Source organism: Pedobacter sp. AC212 (assembly GCF_979258625.1).
Map to the genome: position 1 here is coordinate 1,674,393 of NZ_OZ409870.1, position 17,497 is coordinate 1,691,889.

Genomic DNA, 17,497 nt, shown 5'->3' on the forward strand with positions numbered 1-17,497 from the left:
GATATTGTAAACTGATTATTTGAACCCGTTATCACTTAAAATTTTAGATTATTTGCCGTATATTTGAAGCCATGTTGCAGGATAAAATCACACAATACTCGGAAAAGATAAATGCTTTCGTAACAGAAAAAGCTGACGAACTGGAGCAATTCCGTATCAAATATTTAGGCAGTAAAGGAATTATCAAAGAAATTTTTGAAGAATTCAAAACTGTCTCAACTGAAGAAAAAAGATCATTAGGTAAAGTTTTAAATGAGTTTAAACAACTTGCCGAATCTAAATATCAAACCTTAAAAGAATCTACAGAAAGTAATAGCTCAAAAACTGAAGATGTTAGTCTTGATTTGACGTTACCAGGTGAAGGATTTGAAATCGGATCCCGTCACCCGCTGGCTTTGGTGCGTAGGGAGATTGTGGAGATTTTTGCTAAACTGGGTTTTACTGTTGCCGAGGGGCCGGAAATTGAGGATGACTGGCACAATTTCTCTGCCTTAAACTTCCCTGAGGAACACCCTGCGAGAGATATGCAGGATACATTCTTCATTAAAAAAGGCGGCGAAAAAGGTGATATCGCTTTGCGTACACATACTTCATCTGTTCAGGTACGTATGATGGAACAAGGGCAACCGCCTTTCCGTGCCATTATGCCGGGAAGAGTTTACCGCAACGAAGCCATTTCTGCAAGAGCACATTGCTTTTTTCACCAGATTGAAGGTTTGTATGTAGATGAGAATGTGTCGTTTGCGGATTTAAAGCAAACCTTATTTTATTTTGTTCAGGAATTGTACGGTGAAGGTACTCAGGTGCGTTTCCGTCCGTCATATTTCCCATTTACTGAGCCATCTGCCGAAATGGATATCTCTTGTACCATTTGTAAAGGTGCAGGTTGTAACATGTGTAAGTACAGCGGTTGGGTAGAAATTTTAGGTTGTGGAATGGTAGATCCAAATGTATTGGAAAACTGTGGCATCGACTCGAAAAAATACAGTGGTTTTGCCTTTGGTATGGGAATAGAAAGAATTACAAATCTTAAATATGTGATTAAAGATTTACGTCTTTTCTCAGAAAACGATGTTCGCTTTTTGAACCAGTATAAATCTGCCTTGATTTAATCATGAGGTATCTCTTTAGTATTCTGTTCGTGTGTTTTCTGTTTGTTAGCTGCGGCAAAGAAGAAAACTTTATTCCAGATGTACCGGTTAATTATAATGTTACCTTGGTAGAATTCGGAATAAAAGCGGTAAACAATGTATTATTGGTTCCAAATAATGGAATAGCAGGTTTGGTGATCGTTAGAACGCCACTTGGTGGTTTTGTAGCTTTCGATCGCTGCAGCACCGTGAATCCAGATAGCAAATGCAAAATTGTTCCCGATGATAGCGGTTTAACGGCTACAGATCCGTGTTCGGGTGCAAAATTTTCTCTTCTCGATGGTACGCCGCAGAAAGCACCTGCAGAAAGAACTTTAAAAACATATAGTGTGTCTTTACAAGGCAATACTACAATAAACGTCAGGAATTAATGGAAGCTGAAAAAATTAAAGAAACAGTAAAAAAAGCTGCCAAAGAACTTTTTAGAAAATATGGTTATCACAAAACAAGTGTTAACGAAATTGCAAAAAAAGCAAGGATAGCAAAAGCAACCATTTATAAATATTTTGAAAGTAAGGAACAGGTTTTAGATAGCATCTTAATGGATTATCTGGATCAGAACCTGCATGAAATAATTAACAATAAGGTAAGCTACGGCTCGGAGGAGGAGCATCTTAAAGCGTTGGTGATGAAAACCAGCAGACTTTCTTTCACTGCCTGTAATGAATTTATCGGTTGGGATTTTGTACGGGAAAATGCCAACTCACAAGAGTTTTTAAAACATTTATCTGATCAGCTTGAGGCACTTTTATTGGCAGCCTACCTGGAGCTCGAGACCTTTAAAAACAATCCCGCAAGGAGAGAAGGTTTGGCATTTCTACTTAAAGCCAGTAAAAGCATTGTTTTCTCTTTCGCTTTTACCTCGGTAAGCGATTCTGATGTTCGCAAAAACTTTGTTAGTTTTCAAAAAGAAATACTTCCGTTTTTGGTTAAGGCAGCGCTTTAGTTTTCTGAATAGTAATCCTTGGTCTTATATTTTTGCACAGTGCGTTGCGTTTTGCCATTCACCACTTTTGTTATAATCACGGTAACGTCATCGCCGATGCTGGAATCTTCAATTACCGACGAAACTTCAGCAAGAACATTCTTTTTATCAATGCGGTAACTGATCGTTTGCTGGTAGCAGCAACCGTTTTTCTGCTCAACGCTGAGTAGCTTATTTTTCTTATCAATACCAAACATCCCCAGGTTTTCACTTGCCAGCTTGGTTAATTCTTTACTTAACAAGAATTTGTTGTTGGTCGCCAGATAAATATCATAAGATGGACTCATGTACAGCCCTTTACTTCCATTTCGTATTGCTAAATCTTCAATGCCGTCGAAATTAAAATCACCAAAAATCAGCGGACTCTGATACTTTCCCAAATCGAGCCAGCCTATTTTTGCGTCTTGGTTGCCATTGAGGCTAAAATCTAAATCAGGAGAGTGGAATGTTTCCAATTCTTTATCTGATATTTTATCATATAGAATGATGGTTGCCTTACCTCCACACAAGCCATCTGCGCAATCGGCAACAAAAATTTTGACATTGTACTGGTTTGAACTATTGTTAGATAGAAATTTATATTGAGCTTTTGCCGAAAAAGTAAATGAAATAAGAATGCAGAAAATAGATAGATTTTTCATTAAATAATTTTCGTTAAAATTACCTTAATAACTAATCATCAAAAGTTAAAAAACGTTAACGATCACGTTTTCTGGCTTTTATATAGTTGTTAATGGCATCTCTAGTGGTTAACCAATTTCTGCCTTCTTTGTAGGCGTCAATTTTGCCTTGTCGAGCCAATAAACTTACATATTCTTGCCCATACTTAAACTCGGGCTCGGAAACGATTTGGGATATTGGTTCGTATTCACCATAAAGGCTATCAGGCATAGCATTAAGGTAAATATTTAATGAGCGTTCTGAAGCTTGTAGCATAAGCAAATAAAGTTTGTGATAACTACCTTTGTTTGCTTGGTTTAAAGCTTCGTAATATTTTTTTCTATCATTTTTTAAAATAATTGCCGGAGGAAAGCCATTTCGCATTAAAAGCAAGTTCATGGCGAGCCTAACGGTTCGGCCATTACCATCAAAAAATGGATGAATCCAAACTAATTTGTGGTGAAAAATTGTGGATAATAAAATGTCGTTTAAACCATCTTTATTTTCATTTACAAAATAGATAAGTTCATCTAATAAATCAGAAACTTTATTAGCATTTGGTGGTGTAAAATTAGCGCCAAGGATGCGAACACCACCATTTCTTATTCGACCAGCATAATCGTCTTCAATACTGCGAAGAACCAAGCCGTGAAGAGAAAGTATATCAATGCTTCTTAAGGTGTAATTTTTATTGACAAGGCTGTATAGATAATCAATCGCTTTTTCATGATTATGTGCTTCGAAATGTTCTACGAGTGATTTACCTTTTATTGTGATGCCTTCTTGCAAAACCATTCGGGTTTCCCTTAAACTTAGTGTATTACCCTCAATACTATTTGAGTTATATGTCCATTCTAAACTTAGATCATTTCTTATTCTAGTTAAGGCGCTATTAGGTAGCGGACGTGACTCATCCAGACGTCTTTTTTTTTCAAATAGCCTGTCAGCATGAGGTTTTAATTCCTCGAGATCTGTTAAATCAATATTCCACACACACAAAGATACTAATATCGTTTGTTATAAAAAATTAATCTATCCGATATTTATTGTTTTGTTCATTATGTATTTTAAAACAGCAGTAGCTAATCACATTGTTTCAAGCTGGCTTTAAAAGCCCTATTTAAATAATACAATATTATGTGCTTAATTATTGCAATTGCGTTTTCAAGTGTTCCCACGATTTACATCGCTAGCTATAACAATCCGCATCGTGAGCATTAACTAAGGTGGTAAAAGGCGAGCGGCTGATCGAGCCTAGCAATTGGGAAAATACCGGTTGTTCAGAAAATTTATATCTTTAAACATACTTTTTTGTGTATTAACTAACGGTTTAAAATAAGGGATGGCTTAGGTTATCTCGTTCTATTTTTATCAGACACTAATGTGTATAAATGTCTATTCTAATTTATTAACGATTATCAGCATTTTTCTTGATTTGAAGTTTGGATATAAATTTGCTAGTTTAGGTTATCAAACAAAACTAAACTGAAGATGAAGGTAAGCCATTGTTCCAATTGTAATGCCTTAGCTAGAACTGATGATAAGTATTGCAGTAAATGTGGGCAAGAAATTCATGTGCATCGGTTTACGTTGGGGCATATTTTCCATGAATTCTTTCATGCCTTTACCCATGCCGATAAGGGAATTTTTTATCTGTTGAAAGAGTTGCTGGTAAAACCCGGTACAGTAGCTAGAGAATATATTGGGGGTAAGCGAAAGAAATACTTTAATCCATTCACTTTCTTTTTAATTCTTGCTGGTCTTTTCGTTTTATCAAATACTTTTTTTAGTCCTGTAAGTGTTAGCCACAATCCTGAGATACCAGTCAGCGTTCAAAATATACCAGATCCAGTAAAAAAGGCTGAGGTAATAGAGATGATCAAAAGAGGTGCTAATGTTCGCTATTTTACTTCGAAGTACGGAAACATCCTCGCCATGATTGCGGTGCCGTTTTTTGCACTATTTTTCTGGCTTATTTACTATAAAAGGCAGTATAATTATGCAGAGCACTTTGTTGCAAATGTATTTTTCGTTAGTTTTTCGAACCTGGCTTTCACTTTCCTGGCTTTCCCGTTAGAAGCATTGGCTAAAAATACGCCTTGGTTACCTATTGTGCCCTCCATTGGTCTAGCTATTCAAATTATCTACTATACCTATGCTTACAAAGGTTTTATGCAACAAAGCGGAGTTGTTGGCACAACAAAAGTATTTCTTCAATCGTTTATAGCCGTAGTACTTTGGGTAGCTTTAACCATGATGGCGATGGCCATTTACATTTACCAAAACAGCCATTTTATTGAGTTCTTTAGCAGAATGAAATGATTGCTATTCCCACTTAAATACCTTCACTGCTATTGCATAAATTACAATTCCCCAAATAAAAAGAATCATAATCTGGAATTTCACATCCCAAAGACCAGCGCCTTCAAAAGCCACCTTTCTCATTGCATCATTCAGATATGTTAAAGGCAGCGCTCTGCTGATGGGTTGCAGCCATGTTGGGAAGGCTTCGATGGAAAAAAATGTTCCTGATAACAAAAATTGGGGAAGGGTGACAATGTTAGAAATAGGAGGGACCATGCTTTCGCTTTTGGCAATGCCTGAAATGATAAAACCAAAACCCATAAATACAATGATGCCCATGGTAGCCAATATGAGCATATTGACGACCGTGACCGCACCATGAACCAGGGTGAAGCCAAAAAAGAAATGGCCCAGTAGTATGATAAAAACTGCACCAATTAGCGCAAAACCTATCCTTGCAATCCCTTCGCCAATAACAATGCTCGATCTTTTTACCGGCGTAGCAAAGAAACGTTTAATTACAAGTGTTTGGCGTAAACTTAAAAACACAAACGCCGTTCCGAAAACTCCTGTGCTTAACAATGAAAAGCCTAACTGACCCGGCAAAATAAAATCGATGGTTTTATATTCACGCCCGGTGATGGTGCTTTCTTTTATTTCGGCAACGGTAGGCTTTAAAGTTTTATCATAAAAAACACTATTCAGTACCGATTTTAAAATGCCACCTTTATCTCTTGAAGCTGATGTATATACCACATTCACGGAGTATGCTGCGCTGTTCACTTTTCTGTGAACATCAATCATGGCATCGATATTTCCCTTCTCCAGTAATTTATCAAAATCTTCTTTCGATTTATCTTTCACCAATCTGATCATGCCCGTCTTTGCAAGCATTGCAATAACCGGATTATTTACGTCCGACCCTGGATTGACGCCGACATCTATTCTGGTTCCACCACCGCCTAAAAATCCAAATACCAAAATAAAAATTAAAGGGAAGGCAAGGGTAAAAACCACCGCAGATGGACTCCGCATAATAGAACGGAAACTTGCTTTTGCTAATGCTAAGGTGGCAGTAGTATTGCTGTATTTTTTCATTTACTATTTATGATTAATAGTGATTTTACTATTTTTCTTAAACCCGATTTAAGTGGCAGCTCCCGATGAAAATCCGGACTAAAACGTAAAGGGGTAGTAACATTAATTTGATTGCTGTAATTTCTTTACAAAAAAAATATTTTTATTCTCTCCATTCTTTTCCAGTCAGGTTGATAAAAACATCTTCCAGATTGGCTTTCTTAACTTCCTTTTTACGCTCAAAACCACTATTCACCAATTGGTCAATTAAATTATCTGGTGTATCCAAAGCGATTATCTGCCCTCGTTCTACAAAAGCCACACGATCGCAAAGTTGCTCGGCCTCATCCATATAATGGGTGGTGATGACTACTGTAGTTCCGGCATCTCTGATTTCCGTTATCAAATCCCAAAGATTTCTCCTGGCCTGCGGATCCAAGCCCGTGGTAGGCTCATCAAGAAAAATAATTTTTGGCTGATTGATCAGCGTTGTTGCAATGGAAAACCTTTGCTTTTGGCCACCGGATAAAGCTTTGTATTTTGCCTTTGCCTTATCCTGAAGGTTTACTTTTTCAAGCATTTCCATTGGTTTAATATTTGCGCCATACAAACCAGCAAAAAGCTCGATCAGCTCAATAAGGTTAAGATTTGGGTAATAACCTGCCGCCTGTAACTGCACACCAATAATCTGCTTTATTTCCTGTGGATTTTTATCAACTGAAAAGCCATCAACTACAATTTCTCCTGAGGTTTTAGGTCTTAAGGTTTCAATGATTTCCAGCGTTGTTGTTTTACCAGCACCGTTTGGTCCAAGCAAACCAAATATTTCGTTTTCATAAACTTCAAAACTTAATCCCTGAACGGCCACGAAATCATCATACTTTTTTACCAGGTCTGTGACCGTGATGATGGCTTTTTTTGTTTCCATGTTGCGAATGTAAGGAGCTTTAAATGAATTAGAAATGAATTTTTAAGAACTTTTTGTAAAATGTTTTCAGGATGATGGAACAACCCAATGCGGGATCCGTTAAAAGCAAATCTGCGAATCTTCAGCTTTGATTTGAGCCGCAGATTCGCAGATTTTTAATATTTCGCTCTAGTCTTTAAGCTTTTATCTTTCAGCTTGAAGCTACCAGGTTAACTCACCTTTCATTACGTTTACAAAATCATCAAATAAGTAGCGAGAATCATGTGGGCCTGGAGAAGATTCAGGGTGATATTGTACCGAAAATGCTTTCTTCCCTTTCACGCGAATACCCTCAATAGATTTATCGTTCAGGTTTACGTGTGTAATTTCTACTTTATCTGAGTTTCTCACTTCATCCGGAATTACACCGAAACCATGGTTTTGAGAAGTCACCTCGCAGTGATTTTTAATAATGTTTTTAACCGGGTGGTTTAAGCCACGGTGGCCGTTAAACATTTTCATGGTACCGATTCCGTTCGCTTCAGCCAGCAATTGGTGACCTAAACAAATGCCGAACAATGGTTTATCTTCTGTTAATATTTCCTGAATTGTTTCTACCGCATAAGGCATTACCGATGGATCGCCAGGGCCGTTTGAAATAAAATAACCATCCGGATTGAATTTTTCCATTTCAGCAAACTTAGTTTTAGCAGGGAAAACCTGAACATAAATATCACGGTTTTCGAAGCTGCGAAGAATGTTTTTCTTAATACCAAGATCAAGAGCAGCAACTTTTAAGCTGGCCTCTGGATTTCCGTAGAAGTATGGCTCTTTTGTACTTACCTGAGAGGAAAGCTCTAAACCTTCCATAGAAGGTACTTCCGATAATTTCTTTTTTAATTCATCAAGATCAGTAATTTCTGATGAGATGATGGCATTCATTGCACCTTTATCACGAATGTGGCGAACCAAAGCACGGGTGTCAATATCAGAAATAGCGACTAAATTGTCGTTCTGGAAATAATCCTGAATAGATTCTGTAGCTTGTTTACGACTGTAAACAATGTTATAGTTTTTACAAACCAAACCTGCTATTTTAATAGAGTCAGATTCAATTTCCTCTCTTTGGATGCCGTAATTACCAATGTGGGAATTAGTGGTTACCATGATCTGGCCAAAGTAACTTGGATCAGTAAAAATCTCCTGGTATCCTGTCATCCCGGTGTTAAAACAAATTTCGCCAGTAGTGGTGCCAATTTTTCCAGCAGCTTTGCCGTAAAAAACTGTGCCATCGGCCAGTAATAAAATCGCAGGTAACTTGGTGTAGTTAGTCATGGTAATTACAATATGGATTTTGATTTAAAAAAGAGTTGAAAAAAGGATGTCTCTCGGCAATTGAGCCGTATTTGCTTGGGGCAAAAAAAGATGAATAAATCCCTTTCATTTCGGGGTACAAAGATAGGGTTTAACATTGTAAATGTAAAGAAAAATATGAAATAGGTTTGAGGTATAAAGTTGAGAACGTAAAGCTTAAGGCAGAACTGCTGGCCAGCTTTCATTTCTCGCAGCTTTGGTCTTTTAGCTTTGCGCTTCGGCCTCTTTTTAAAGAAAAAACGATACTTTTGAAACAGCAAAATAAAACCAATGTCAGTACATAAAGAAATCAAAAGAATAACCACGCACATTTTGCAGGAAATGAAACAGCGTGGTGAAAAAATATCAATGCTTACGGCTTATGATTATTCCATGGCTACCATCTTAGATGATGCCGGATTGGACGTACTACTGGTTGGAGATTCTGCTTCTAATGTAATGGCCGGGCATGAAACAACTTTACCAATTACGTTAGATCAAATGATTTATCATGCTGCGTCGGTTATCAGGGCTGTTAAACGTGCTTTCGTAGTAGTCGATCTTCCTTTTGGCTCTTACCAGGGCAATTCTAAAGAAGCCTTAAATTCTGCGATCAGAATTATGAAAGAGTCGGGTGCACACGGTGTGAAGCTGGAAGGTGGCGAAGAAATTATCGAATCCGTTCAACGCATTATTACAGCCGGGATTCCGGTTATGGGGCACCTGGGTTTAACGCCTCAATCTATTTATAAATTCGGAACTTACACTGTTAGAGCCAAAGAAGAGGAGGAAGCAAACAAATTAAAATCTGATGTATTGGCGCTTCAAGCAGCTGGTTGTTTTAGTATTGTTTTAGAAAAAATTCCCGCTGCACTTGGTAAGGAGGTTTCTGAAAGTTTACATATTCCTACTATTGGTATTGGTGCAGGTTCGCATTGCGATGGCCAAGTTTTGGTCGTTAACGATATGATTGGTTTAACAAAAGGTTTTAAACCACGTTTCCTGCGTCAGTATCTAAATCTATACGAAGAAATTTTGGGTGCCGCCCAATCCTATATCCGTGATGTAAAAGCTAACGATTTCCCTAACGATAAAGAACAATACTAGTTACAGGTTATGGGTTGTAGGTTATGGGAACATGACTTATAACTTGAAACTTATAACTCACAACTGATTTATGCCAATCACTGAAAAAGACATACTTTTTGAAGATAACCATCTCATTGCCATTAATAAAAGAGCGGGAGATATCGTTCAGGTGGATGAAACCGGCGATGAACCTTTAGATGAACAGGTAAAGAAATACATTGCTAAAAAATATAATAAGCCGAACGGCGCCTTTTTAGGCGTGGTGCATCGTTTGGATAGACCGGTTAGCGGCGTAATCTTATTTGCCAAAACCAGTAAGGCTTTAGAGCGCATGAATGCTGCTTTTAAAAATCGCGAAGTAAAAAAAACTTATTGGGCCGTTGTAAGAAACAAACCCGAAAAGGAAGCTGCTACGCTAATTCACTGGCTAATTAAAAATCCGCAGAAAAATGTGGTTACTTATTATAAAAATGAAGTAGCCAATAGCCAAAGAGCAGAACTTTCTTACCGCTTAATTGGAAATTTAGATGGTTATTATCTTTTAGAAGTTGATCCAATTACGGGCCGATCGCACCAAATCAGGGTTCAGTTATCGTCGATGGACTGCCCGATTGTAGGGGATAATAAATACGGTTATCCACGAGGTAGTCGCAAAGGAAGCATCTGCCTTCATGCACGCAGGTTACAGTTTTTGCACCCTGTAAAAAAGGAGCCGGTAAACATTTTTGCCAAATTACCTATTGACGGATTTTGGGAGCGTTTCGAAAATATGTAATTCAGTATTGGTATTTTTTTTCCCCAATTAACGTCACCAAATCCCCATGATATTTTATTGTCATTGCCAATAGCTAGTCAAAGCTGCCTTAGGAAGTTTTAAATGTTTGGCATTGTTTTTTGCATAGGTTATGCAAAGCAAAACCAAATTTTATGAAAAAAACAATTTTATCAGTTGCGGCAGTGGGCCTATTAGCTGCTGCGCTTGTTTCATGCGAAAACACCACAAAAACAACGAAGAGCAGCGATACTACGATTGTTAGTGGAGATACAACAGTAAAAACAACAGTTAAGACTGAAGAAGTAAAATCTGATGTTCCATCCTTTTCGAGTGATGAAGTGAATAAGGGTTTAGCGGAATATGCGAAGCTGAAAGATGAATATCTTGCCGCATTAAAAAGCAAAAACGAAACCCAGGTTAAGGCTTTGACTACAAAATATTCTACCTGGGCTCAAACAGCATCTACTTGGGCAACCAAACTGAAACCCGATGAAGTTCAAAAATATACCGACTACATGACTAAAGTTAGCAAAGAATGGGGAGCTGCAGCACAAGAAGCAGTAAAATAAACGACTTTCCGAAATAAAAAATGGGCTTGTTTTTACAAGCCCATTTTTTATTTACAATCGATTTTATTAAAAACAAGAGACTTACCAAAGCCGAGTTTTCCTAAGTCTTTAAATTGAGTTTTTCCATCCACTTCTTCTACATCTCCAAAACCTTCAACTAACTGGTCATTTTGTTTTAACCATACCACCTGACGGGTAGAGGTAGTACCTTCAGATTGAAATGTATAATCCGCAATGATGGTATCACCTTTCACTATTCCAGAGATTACTCCGTTATTTTTATCCTTTTCGAATAGATTATATGATAGCGATCCGGTTACTTTTTCATCTTCCATATTTAAAGATAGATTTGCCGTATCTCTGTTTTTTATGGATTGATAACATTGCTTTGACTGGTCAATTTCTTTAGAATTGGCCGAAGTTGAATCTCCAGCATCGGAATCGGTATTTTTAGATTGGCAAGCCGCCATTAAACAAACAGCAATGCTGAGGGTAGGGATTAATTTTTTCATTTCTTAAGGATTGATGAACAAGTTAACGCAAACAGCCTGCCAAGATTTGATGAGAAATAAATATCCACTAAATAGAAAACCCCGCTTTAGCGGGGCCATCTAAACAATTAAACAAAATTTTTACCATTTATAAGTTCCAACGGCACCTTTATCCAAAGTACTCGTTACTATTTTTCCATCAAAACGAATATTAAAGTTTGTTTCGTTACTATTGTTATTACAAACGATCAAGACTTTTTTGCCATCTGGTGTTTTAAAGGCTACGTTTTGAAGGTTATTTGTAATGTTTGAAGCTATCCGAACAGAACCAGCCGGAACAAATTTAGCCGCATGAGCAATAACATAGTAAGCAACATTTCTGCTAATTGCAGGTGCAATGGTAATCGCCCCTAAACAAGATGTACAGCCGCCCTTATCGGTATGTGGATTGTAATTCGGATCGGCAGCCAAATTCCATTCTAAAACATTCCTGCTCCAGTTACGGGTAGCGCCGATTATTAAGGTTGAAACATGCCATTTCAAATCCTCTCCAAAATTACTTGGTCCACCAACCCATTGCTCTGTAAAATAAACATTCTTATCTGGATGCGCATTATGAACTTGTGTTAGCGCAGAGATTGGCCCCGCATATAAATGAAATGCCGAACCGTCGATATACTTCTTGGCCTCAGCATCGTTTAAAACAGTAATCGGGTATTCTGGCTTATCGGCATTGTGATCATAAATAATGATTTTTGTAGCAATACCACTGCTTTTGAATATCGGTCCTAAGGCTGTTTTAATAAAGCTGGCTTGCTCTTCTGCCGACATGTACATACTTGGGTTATTCCCAGGATGTAGGGGTTCATTTTGTGGCGTAATGGCATCAATTGTAATGCCTTCGGCTTTCATTGCCTGGATATATTTCACCAGATACTTCGCGTAAGCTTGATAGTATTCTGGTTTTAGATTACCTCCAATATAACTTTTATTGGTTTTCATCCAGGTAGGAGCAGTCCACGGAGAACCCAAAATCTTAATCTTCGGATTAATGGCTACAATTTTTTTCAAAACTGGAATTAAATCCGTTTGTTCTTTCGCAATGGTAAATTTTGCCAAGGCTTCGTCGGTTTCGCCATCACCCAAATCGTTATAGGTAAAAGGGTAGGCACTCAAATCGGATGCACCGATGCTTACCCGGATATAGTTTACAGAAATTGCATCATCAGCTGAGGCGAAAAGTTCATGTAGTAGTTTATCTTTCTCGGCTGCGGGCAATGCATTAATTAAAGTTGCACTTCCACCGGTTAAGGTATAGCCAAACCCATCAATTTCCTGGAAAGTTGTATTCTGATCTACTTCAATCGTGGGATTAGAATTTGTGGATTCGCTGAAGTTTAGCGCCACATTCTGTTTGCTCAAGAGCTGAGACTGGTCTCCCTTGGTCAGCCAAAAACCCACTTCGGTTTTAATGGGATCGGAATTGGTTGGCTTTTCTTGATTGGCTGTAGTGGTATTTTTTCTACAGGCACAAGCTGCGAAGAATAGACTTACAGCAAGGCTAATATTGTAGATAGATTTCATTAGCTTTTTCGGTTTTTATAAAATAGGGTAGGATGATATAAAGGAGCGAAGCTTTTATAAGCTCCGCCCTTTAAATTTGATTTGTGTGTGATAAAATTTTATGATCAACGCTTATCCGTAGGATTGAACTGATCAAATGCGTCACCTTTCGTCTAGCGAATATTCGGATTTCTATCCCATTCTGCCTGAGGGATCGGGAACAATAATTTTCCCGCAGTAACATTATAATTTAGGTTAGCGCCGCTGCCATTTTTTTGGTTGTTCATCACTGCAACCGCTCTATTTGTTCTTAATAAATCGAACCAGCGATGACCTTCAAAAGCTAATTCTAAACGTCTTTCTTTTTCGATTGCTAAACGCATATCAGCTTGATTTGCAGCTGGAGTAATACCTAACTTCACACGTCCGCGAATTTCATTTACAATTGGAGCTGCTGCTGACCATCCTGATGCGCTTAACTCATTTAAAGCTTCTGCCTTTAATAATTTAATGTCGGCCAAACGAATAATATAAGAGTTAGCCAAATCATCATTTCTGTATTTGTTAATGAAAGGATAATTGGACTTCGACCAATAATCATCAGACCATCCCTCTGTAGATACGTTTTTAAAACTAATACTCGTATTTTTACGGATCACATCACCTTCGGAATCAAACGCAGCCACTAAATCATTTGTTGGTGTACAAAAACGTTTCCATCCTGTGCCGACAATAACACCAGTCATCCAGTTACCACGACCAGAAGGACCACCCCAGCCATCGTACTGCATTTCCCATATCGATTCGCTATTGTTTTTATGTGCGCCATCAAACAGTTGATCAAAAGAACCAATTAATGAATAACCTCCATTGATGGTTGCATCAGCATATTGCTGCACCTTTGTCCAATCTGGATTAGGTTTTGAAGCGTAAACTTTAGCTAATAATGCGTTTACGATACCTTTTGTAATGATTCCTTTGTTTGGAGCGCTTGTGCGTACCAGTGGCAAGGCATATTCTAAATCTTTAATGATTTGAGCATACACTTCATCAACAGAAGAACGGGATTTTTGCATTTCTTCCAAAGTAGTTGGCGATTTTAGTACTAAAGGAACACCGCCCCATAAACGTACTAAATGGAAGTAAAAATAAGCCCGCAAGGTAGCTGCTTCTCCCAAAATCTGACCTCTTCTACCACTGGCATCTAAAGCTGGATCCTGAATGTTAGGTACATTTTCCAGTACCTCATTTGCATTTTTAATGTTCGAATATAATCCACTCCAATCCCGGCCAACGTTTCCATTAGTGGAGTTTGTGGTGAATAAATCTATTTGAATATTTGCAGGGTTATCGCCGCCTGCATAAGCATTATCAGAGGTTACGTCGCCATTTACCATGTAATCCCAAATATGGTAGTCATTATACATGCCTCCATAAGTACCCGAAATTAGTTTCTCTGCTCCAGCAGCTGTTGTAAACGCCACATCGCCAGTAACCTGGTTAAATGGTTGTTTATCAAGGAAATCTTTTTTGCAACCGCTTTGCATCGTAATAGTCAATACTGCTGCGGCTACTAATGAATATATTTTTAGTTTCATTTTCTTAATTCTTAAAATCCAATATTAACACCGAATAATATACTTCTAGATTGAGGATAAGTTCCAAAATCAACGCCCATGTTTGGACCATTTGCATCGCTCACATTTACCTCTGGATCTAGACCAGAATAGTTAGTGAAAGTAAGCAAGTTGTAACCTGTTGCAAACAAGGTAATTTTGCTCATTTTTAATTTTTCTAAAACTGACTGACCAAAGCTGTAAGAGAGCGTAGCCGTTTTTAAACGTAAGTAGGAGGCATCTTCTACAAAGCGGCTAGACGTTAATGAATTTTCTGAACTGCTTCTTAGCGCTTTTGGAATATTGGTAATCTGGCCTGGGGTAGTCCATCTGTTCAATACCACAGCAGATTGATTTTTAGAATCAAACATTCCCTCTAAGTCAATTCTGGTTGCATTAAACAATTGGCTTCCTTGAACACCCTGGAAAAAGATATTCAAATTCCAATTCCCGTAAGTTAAATTATTGGTCACTCCGTAGATAAACTTAGGCTGAGCAGAACCGATAAAAGTTCTATCACCTGGATCAGCAGAACCAGTTACACCATTGTTATTCGTGTCAGCATACATCGCCGCACCGGTAGCTGGATTAACACCAGTAAATTGATATCCGTAAAAGCTTCCTAATGGCATTCCTGTAACCACTCTTACAGCTGCATCACGCTCATAAATACCCGCAAAATCCAACGATTGTGTTGTAGAACCTAAATCGGTAACCTTGTTACGGTTAAGTGAGAAGTTTAAATCGGTAGTCCATTTGAATTTTTCACGATCGAAGTTTTTGGTGGATAAAGTAAACTCTAAACCCTTATTTTCCATTGAGCCAACGTTATAAGCCTGGCTTCCAAAACCCGACGATGGAGGCAGTTGGACGTTGATCAATAAATCATTTGTCTTTTTCAAGTAAGCATCAGCGCTGAAAGTAATTCTGCTTTTAAACATGGTTAAATCCAAACCAATATTGGTTTGGGTCGTTTTTTCCCAAGTTAATGCATTATTAGCCGGATTTTGAAGATTGTATTCGCCTTGTGCATTTACGCTGTATAGTTTTAAGTAAGCGTAATCTCCAATACCTTCATCGTTACCCACTTTACCCCAACTACCACGAAGTTTTAAATCATCAATGGTTTTGCTTTCTTTCATAAAGTTTTCGCCAGAAATTCTCCATCCAGCAGAAACTGAAGGGAAATAACCGAAACGGTTTTCTTTAGCAAATCTTGATGAACCATCGGCCCTAAAATTTGAACTGAACAAGTATTTACTATCGTAAGCATAAGTTACACGTGCCAAATAAGATTGCTTGCTCCATTGCGCACGTTGTGGAATAGTTAAGGCTACGGATGGTGCTGTTGGATTGCCTGCTGCATCATAAAAGCGGGTAGATTCATTGTTGTTGTATTTCCAATCTGATGATTGAATCGTATAACCACCTGTTGCTGTGAAAGCATTTTTGCCTACATTCTTAGTGTAGTTTAAGATGTTTTCATTCAACCAAACACCTTCTCTAGTCGTGTTATCACGTACAACACCTCTTTCCTGGCGACCATAAGTAGTCAGGAAATTATCTGTAAAATAACGGTAGAAGTTTCTGTTATTATTAGTGCTGATAGTAGATTTCAAATATAAATCTTTAGTGAAATTCAATTGTGCACCGAAAGCTCCAATAAATCTAAAGTTTCTATTTCTGTTATCAGAACCGAATGCTAAAGCCAGAGGATTGTCCCAACCACCTGCATTCGGAATAGTAGTGTATTGACCGTTAGGTGCAAAAATACCAATGGTAGGAGGGGTTGTTAATGCACCCAAGATAACACCACCACGAGAAACACTGCTATTATCGCCAACATCGATAGAGTTGCTGGATGTCAATACTGCATTTCCGGTTAATTTTAACCAGGGCGTAATGTTTTGCGTACCGTTGAAGTTAGCCGTCAAACGATCTAATTTCGCTGGTGCAACAACACCCTGATCTTGCTGGTAGCCAGTAGAGAAATAGTATTGACCACTTTTAGTACCGCCAGAAAGTGAAACCTGATATTGATTTTGTTTGCCCGTTCCAAAGGTTTCTTTTTGCCAATCGGTATTATTGGTGCCTCCAAAAGAGGTGTAACCTAATTCTCTCATTAAACCAACGTATTGATCGCTGTTTAACACTTCTTGTTCTTGCCAGAAGTTAGAAAAACCTGTAAAAGCATTGAACGCTACTTTTAATTTACCTGCAGAACCTTTTTTGGTGGTAATCAAAACCACACCATTTGCACCGCTTGAACCATAAATGGCTGCAGCAGATGCGTCTTTCAAAATCGTCATCGACTCAATGTCGTTTGCATTTACAAAACTTGCATCTCTTGAAGTTACTCCGTCAATAACATATAGCGGGCTATTGGATGCAGTAATTGAAGTATTTCCCCTGATGCTGATGGAAATTCCTGCACCGGGTTTACCAGACTGAGAACTTACCTGTACACCAGCCGCACGACCTTGAATGGCTTGCAACGGGTTGGTAATTGGCTGATTTTCGAGATCTTTTGATGATACCGAAACAACAGCGGTGGTTAAATCTTTCTTTGTAGTAGTACCATAACCAATTACTACAACTTCGTTTAATTGTTGGTTATCATCAGATAACGTCACATTAATTGTTGTACGGTTATTTACTGTTTCTTCAACGGCTTTAAAACCGATAAAAGAAAATTCTAATGTTGAATTTTGTGGAGCAGATATGGTGTATGTTCCATTATCTGCGGTTGAAGCACCTTGGTTAGTTCCTTTAACTTTTACAGAAACTCCAGGCAGGGGCAGACCTTTTTGATCTTTTACCAGCCCTTTTATAGTTACATTCTGTGCCATACTCAAAGAGATTCCGCATAGAATACATACCATAAGCAATGTAAACTTTTTTCTCATAATTTTTGCTCTTGTTAATTGTTATAGGATGTAAAGTTACTACTCATTTAA

Annotated in this window: 16 protein-coding genes; 7 read left to right on the plus strand and 9 right to left on the minus strand. The window is 38.0% G+C overall.

The features are described 5' to 3' along the window. Positions 1 to 71 precede the first annotated feature (71 nt). The 3 genes from pheS to ACZZZC_RS07165 are packed head-to-tail and all read left to right on the plus strand — an operon-like array spanning position 72 to position 2,097. Entirely contained in the window at positions 72 to 1,112 is a 1,041-nt protein-coding gene (gene pheS / locus ACZZZC_RS07155; RefSeq protein ID WP_056851869.1) for a phenylalanine--tRNA ligase subunit alpha, read from the plus strand. A 2-nt stretch (positions 1,113 to 1,114) separates the two neighbouring features. Beyond that, positions 1,115 to 1,522 carry a Rieske (2Fe-2S) protein gene (locus tag ACZZZC_RS07160; protein ID WP_463485459.1) on the plus strand — a complete coding sequence of 136 codons (408 nt, stop codon included), beginning with the start codon at positions 1,115 to 1,117 and terminating at the stop codon, positions 1,520 to 1,522. Further along, positions 1,522 to 2,097, plus strand: a complete 576-nt coding sequence (locus ACZZZC_RS07165; protein ID WP_056851867.1) for a TetR/AcrR family transcriptional regulator — start codon at positions 1,522 to 1,524, stop codon at positions 2,095 to 2,097. Before ACZZZC_RS07160 ends, ACZZZC_RS07165 begins: the two co-directional genes overlap by 1 nt. On the opposite strand, the gene ACZZZC_RS07170 is transcribed toward ACZZZC_RS07165, so the two are convergent. Both ACZZZC_RS07170 and ACZZZC_RS07175 read right to left on the minus strand, forming a co-directional pair. Continuing rightward, positions 2,094 to 2,777, minus strand: coding sequence for an XAC2610-related protein (locus tag ACZZZC_RS07170; RefSeq protein WP_463485460.1), 684 nt, complete (start codon positions 2,775 to 2,777; stop codon positions 2,094 to 2,096). The two genes, ACZZZC_RS07165 and ACZZZC_RS07170, sit on opposite strands and share 4 nt — an antisense overlap. A 55-nt stretch (positions 2,778 to 2,832) precedes the next feature. Continuing rightward, positions 2,833 to 3,789, minus strand: a complete 957-nt coding sequence (locus ACZZZC_RS07175; protein WP_463486854.1) for a Fic family protein — start codon at positions 3,787 to 3,789, stop codon at positions 2,833 to 2,835. A gap of 498 nt (positions 3,790 to 4,287) precedes the next feature. Here ACZZZC_RS07175 and ACZZZC_RS07180 point away from each other — a divergent pair, with 498 nt between their 5' ends. Continuing rightward, positions 4,288 to 5,118 (plus strand): DUF3667 domain-containing protein, encoded by an 831-nt coding sequence (locus ACZZZC_RS07180; RefSeq protein ID WP_463485462.1) that lies wholly within the window; start codon positions 4,288 to 4,290, stop codon positions 5,116 to 5,118. A gap of 3 nt (positions 5,119 to 5,121) precedes the next feature. On the opposite strand, the gene ACZZZC_RS07185 is transcribed toward ACZZZC_RS07180, so the two are convergent. The 3 genes from ACZZZC_RS07185 to carA all read right to left on the minus strand — a co-directional run bounded on the left by ACZZZC_RS07185 (position 5,122) and on the right by carA (position 8,419). After that, a complete protein-coding gene (locus ACZZZC_RS07185; protein ID WP_463485463.1) occupies positions 5,122 to 6,198 on the minus strand; it encodes an ABC transporter permease in 1,077 nt (358 codons plus the stop codon). 142 nt (positions 6,199 to 6,340) lie between these two features. Continuing rightward, positions 6,341 to 7,105, minus strand: a complete 765-nt coding sequence (locus tag ACZZZC_RS07190) for an ABC transporter ATP-binding protein (protein WP_056851864.1) — start codon at positions 7,103 to 7,105, stop codon at positions 6,341 to 6,343. A gap of 201 nt (positions 7,106 to 7,306) precedes the next feature. Continuing rightward, positions 7,307 to 8,419: a glutamine-hydrolyzing carbamoyl-phosphate synthase small subunit gene (carA, locus tag ACZZZC_RS07195; RefSeq protein WP_056851863.1), complete on the minus strand. Its 1,113-nt coding sequence runs from the start codon at positions 8,417 to 8,419 to the stop codon at positions 7,307 to 7,309. Positions 8,420 to 8,728: 309 nt separating this feature from the next. Here carA and panB point away from each other — a divergent pair, with 309 nt between their 5' ends. The 3 genes from panB (at position 8,729) to ACZZZC_RS07210 (ending at position 10,870) form a co-directional block, all read left to right on the plus strand. Further along, positions 8,729 to 9,544 (plus strand): 3-methyl-2-oxobutanoate hydroxymethyltransferase, encoded by an 816-nt coding sequence (gene panB, locus ACZZZC_RS07200; RefSeq protein ID WP_056851862.1) that lies wholly within the window; start codon positions 8,729 to 8,731, stop codon positions 9,542 to 9,544. 70 nt (positions 9,545 to 9,614) lie between these two features. After that, positions 9,615 to 10,301, plus strand: a complete 687-nt coding sequence (locus ACZZZC_RS07205) for an RluA family pseudouridine synthase (protein WP_463485464.1) — start codon at positions 9,615 to 9,617, stop codon at positions 10,299 to 10,301. A 152-nt stretch (positions 10,302 to 10,453) separates the two neighbouring features. Beyond that, entirely contained in the window at positions 10,454 to 10,870 is a 417-nt protein-coding gene (locus ACZZZC_RS07210; protein ID WP_463485465.1) for a hypothetical protein, read from the plus strand. Between the two features lie 47 nt (positions 10,871 to 10,917). On the opposite strand, the gene ACZZZC_RS07215 is transcribed toward ACZZZC_RS07210, so the two are convergent. From ACZZZC_RS07215 to ACZZZC_RS07230, 4 genes are all read right to left on the minus strand, one after another. Continuing rightward, positions 10,918 to 11,382 carry a hypothetical protein gene (locus ACZZZC_RS07215; protein ID WP_463485466.1) on the minus strand — a complete coding sequence of 155 codons (465 nt, stop codon included), beginning with the start codon at positions 11,380 to 11,382 and terminating at the stop codon, positions 10,918 to 10,920. A 120-nt stretch (positions 11,383 to 11,502) separates the two neighbouring features. After that, the gene (locus ACZZZC_RS07220; protein WP_463485467.1) at positions 11,503 to 12,945 is read right to left on the minus strand and encodes a glycoside hydrolase family 30 protein; all 1,443 of its coding nucleotides are present in this window, start codon (positions 12,943 to 12,945) and stop codon (positions 11,503 to 11,505) included. 152 nt (positions 12,946 to 13,097) lie between these two features. Further along, positions 13,098 to 14,522: a RagB/SusD family nutrient uptake outer membrane protein gene (locus tag ACZZZC_RS07225; RefSeq protein WP_463485468.1), complete on the minus strand. Its 1,425-nt coding sequence runs from the start codon at positions 14,520 to 14,522 to the stop codon at positions 13,098 to 13,100. An 11-nt stretch (positions 14,523 to 14,533) separates the two neighbouring features. After that, on the minus strand, positions 14,534 to 17,446 hold the full coding sequence (locus ACZZZC_RS07230; protein WP_463485469.1) for a SusC/RagA family TonB-linked outer membrane protein: 2,913 nt from the start codon (positions 17,444 to 17,446) through the stop codon (positions 14,534 to 14,536). Positions 17,447 to 17,497 lie beyond the last annotated feature (51 nt).

Excerpts from the sequence above, each read along its gene's own strand:
- pheS (WP_056851869.1), top strand. The coding sequence starts at position 72 with ATGTTGCAGGATAAAATCACACAATACTCGGAAAAGATAAATGCTTTC.
- ACZZZC_RS07160 (WP_463485459.1), top strand. The coding sequence starts at position 1,115 with ATGAGGTATCTCTTTAGTATTCTGTTCGTGTGTTTTCTGTTTGTTAGC.
- ACZZZC_RS07165 (WP_056851867.1), top strand. The coding sequence starts at position 1,522 with ATGGAAGCTGAAAAAATTAAAGAAACAGTAAAAAAAGCTGCCAAAGAA.
- ACZZZC_RS07170 (WP_463485460.1), bottom strand. The coding sequence starts at position 2,777 with ATGAAAAATCTATCTATTTTCTGCATTCTTATTTCATTTACTTTTTCG.
- ACZZZC_RS07180 (WP_463485462.1), top strand. The coding sequence starts at position 4,288 with ATGAAGGTAAGCCATTGTTCCAATTGTAATGCCTTAGCTAGAACTGAT.
- ACZZZC_RS07185 (WP_463485463.1), bottom strand. The coding sequence starts at position 6,198 with ATGAAAAAATACAGCAATACTACTGCCACCTTAGCATTAGCAAAAGCA.
- ACZZZC_RS07190 (WP_056851864.1), bottom strand. The coding sequence starts at position 7,105 with ATGGAAACAAAAAAAGCCATCATCACGGTCACAGACCTGGTAAAAAAG.
- carA (WP_056851863.1), bottom strand. The coding sequence starts at position 8,419 with ATGACTAACTACACCAAGTTACCTGCGATTTTATTACTGGCCGATGGC.
- panB (WP_056851862.1), top strand. The coding sequence starts at position 8,729 with ATGTCAGTACATAAAGAAATCAAAAGAATAACCACGCACATTTTGCAG.
- ACZZZC_RS07205 (WP_463485464.1), top strand. The coding sequence starts at position 9,615 with ATGCCAATCACTGAAAAAGACATACTTTTTGAAGATAACCATCTCATT.
- ACZZZC_RS07210 (WP_463485465.1), top strand. The coding sequence starts at position 10,454 with ATGAAAAAAACAATTTTATCAGTTGCGGCAGTGGGCCTATTAGCTGCT.
- ACZZZC_RS07215 (WP_463485466.1), bottom strand. The coding sequence starts at position 11,382 with ATGAAAAAATTAATCCCTACCCTCAGCATTGCTGTTTGTTTAATGGCG.
- ACZZZC_RS07220 (WP_463485467.1), bottom strand. The coding sequence starts at position 12,945 with ATGAAATCTATCTACAATATTAGCCTTGCTGTAAGTCTATTCTTCGCA.
- ACZZZC_RS07225 (WP_463485468.1), bottom strand. The coding sequence starts at position 14,522 with ATGAAACTAAAAATATATTCATTAGTAGCCGCAGCAGTATTGACTATT.
- ACZZZC_RS07230 (WP_463485469.1), bottom strand. The coding sequence starts at position 17,446 with ATGAGAAAAAAGTTTACATTGCTTATGGTATGTATTCTATGCGGAATC.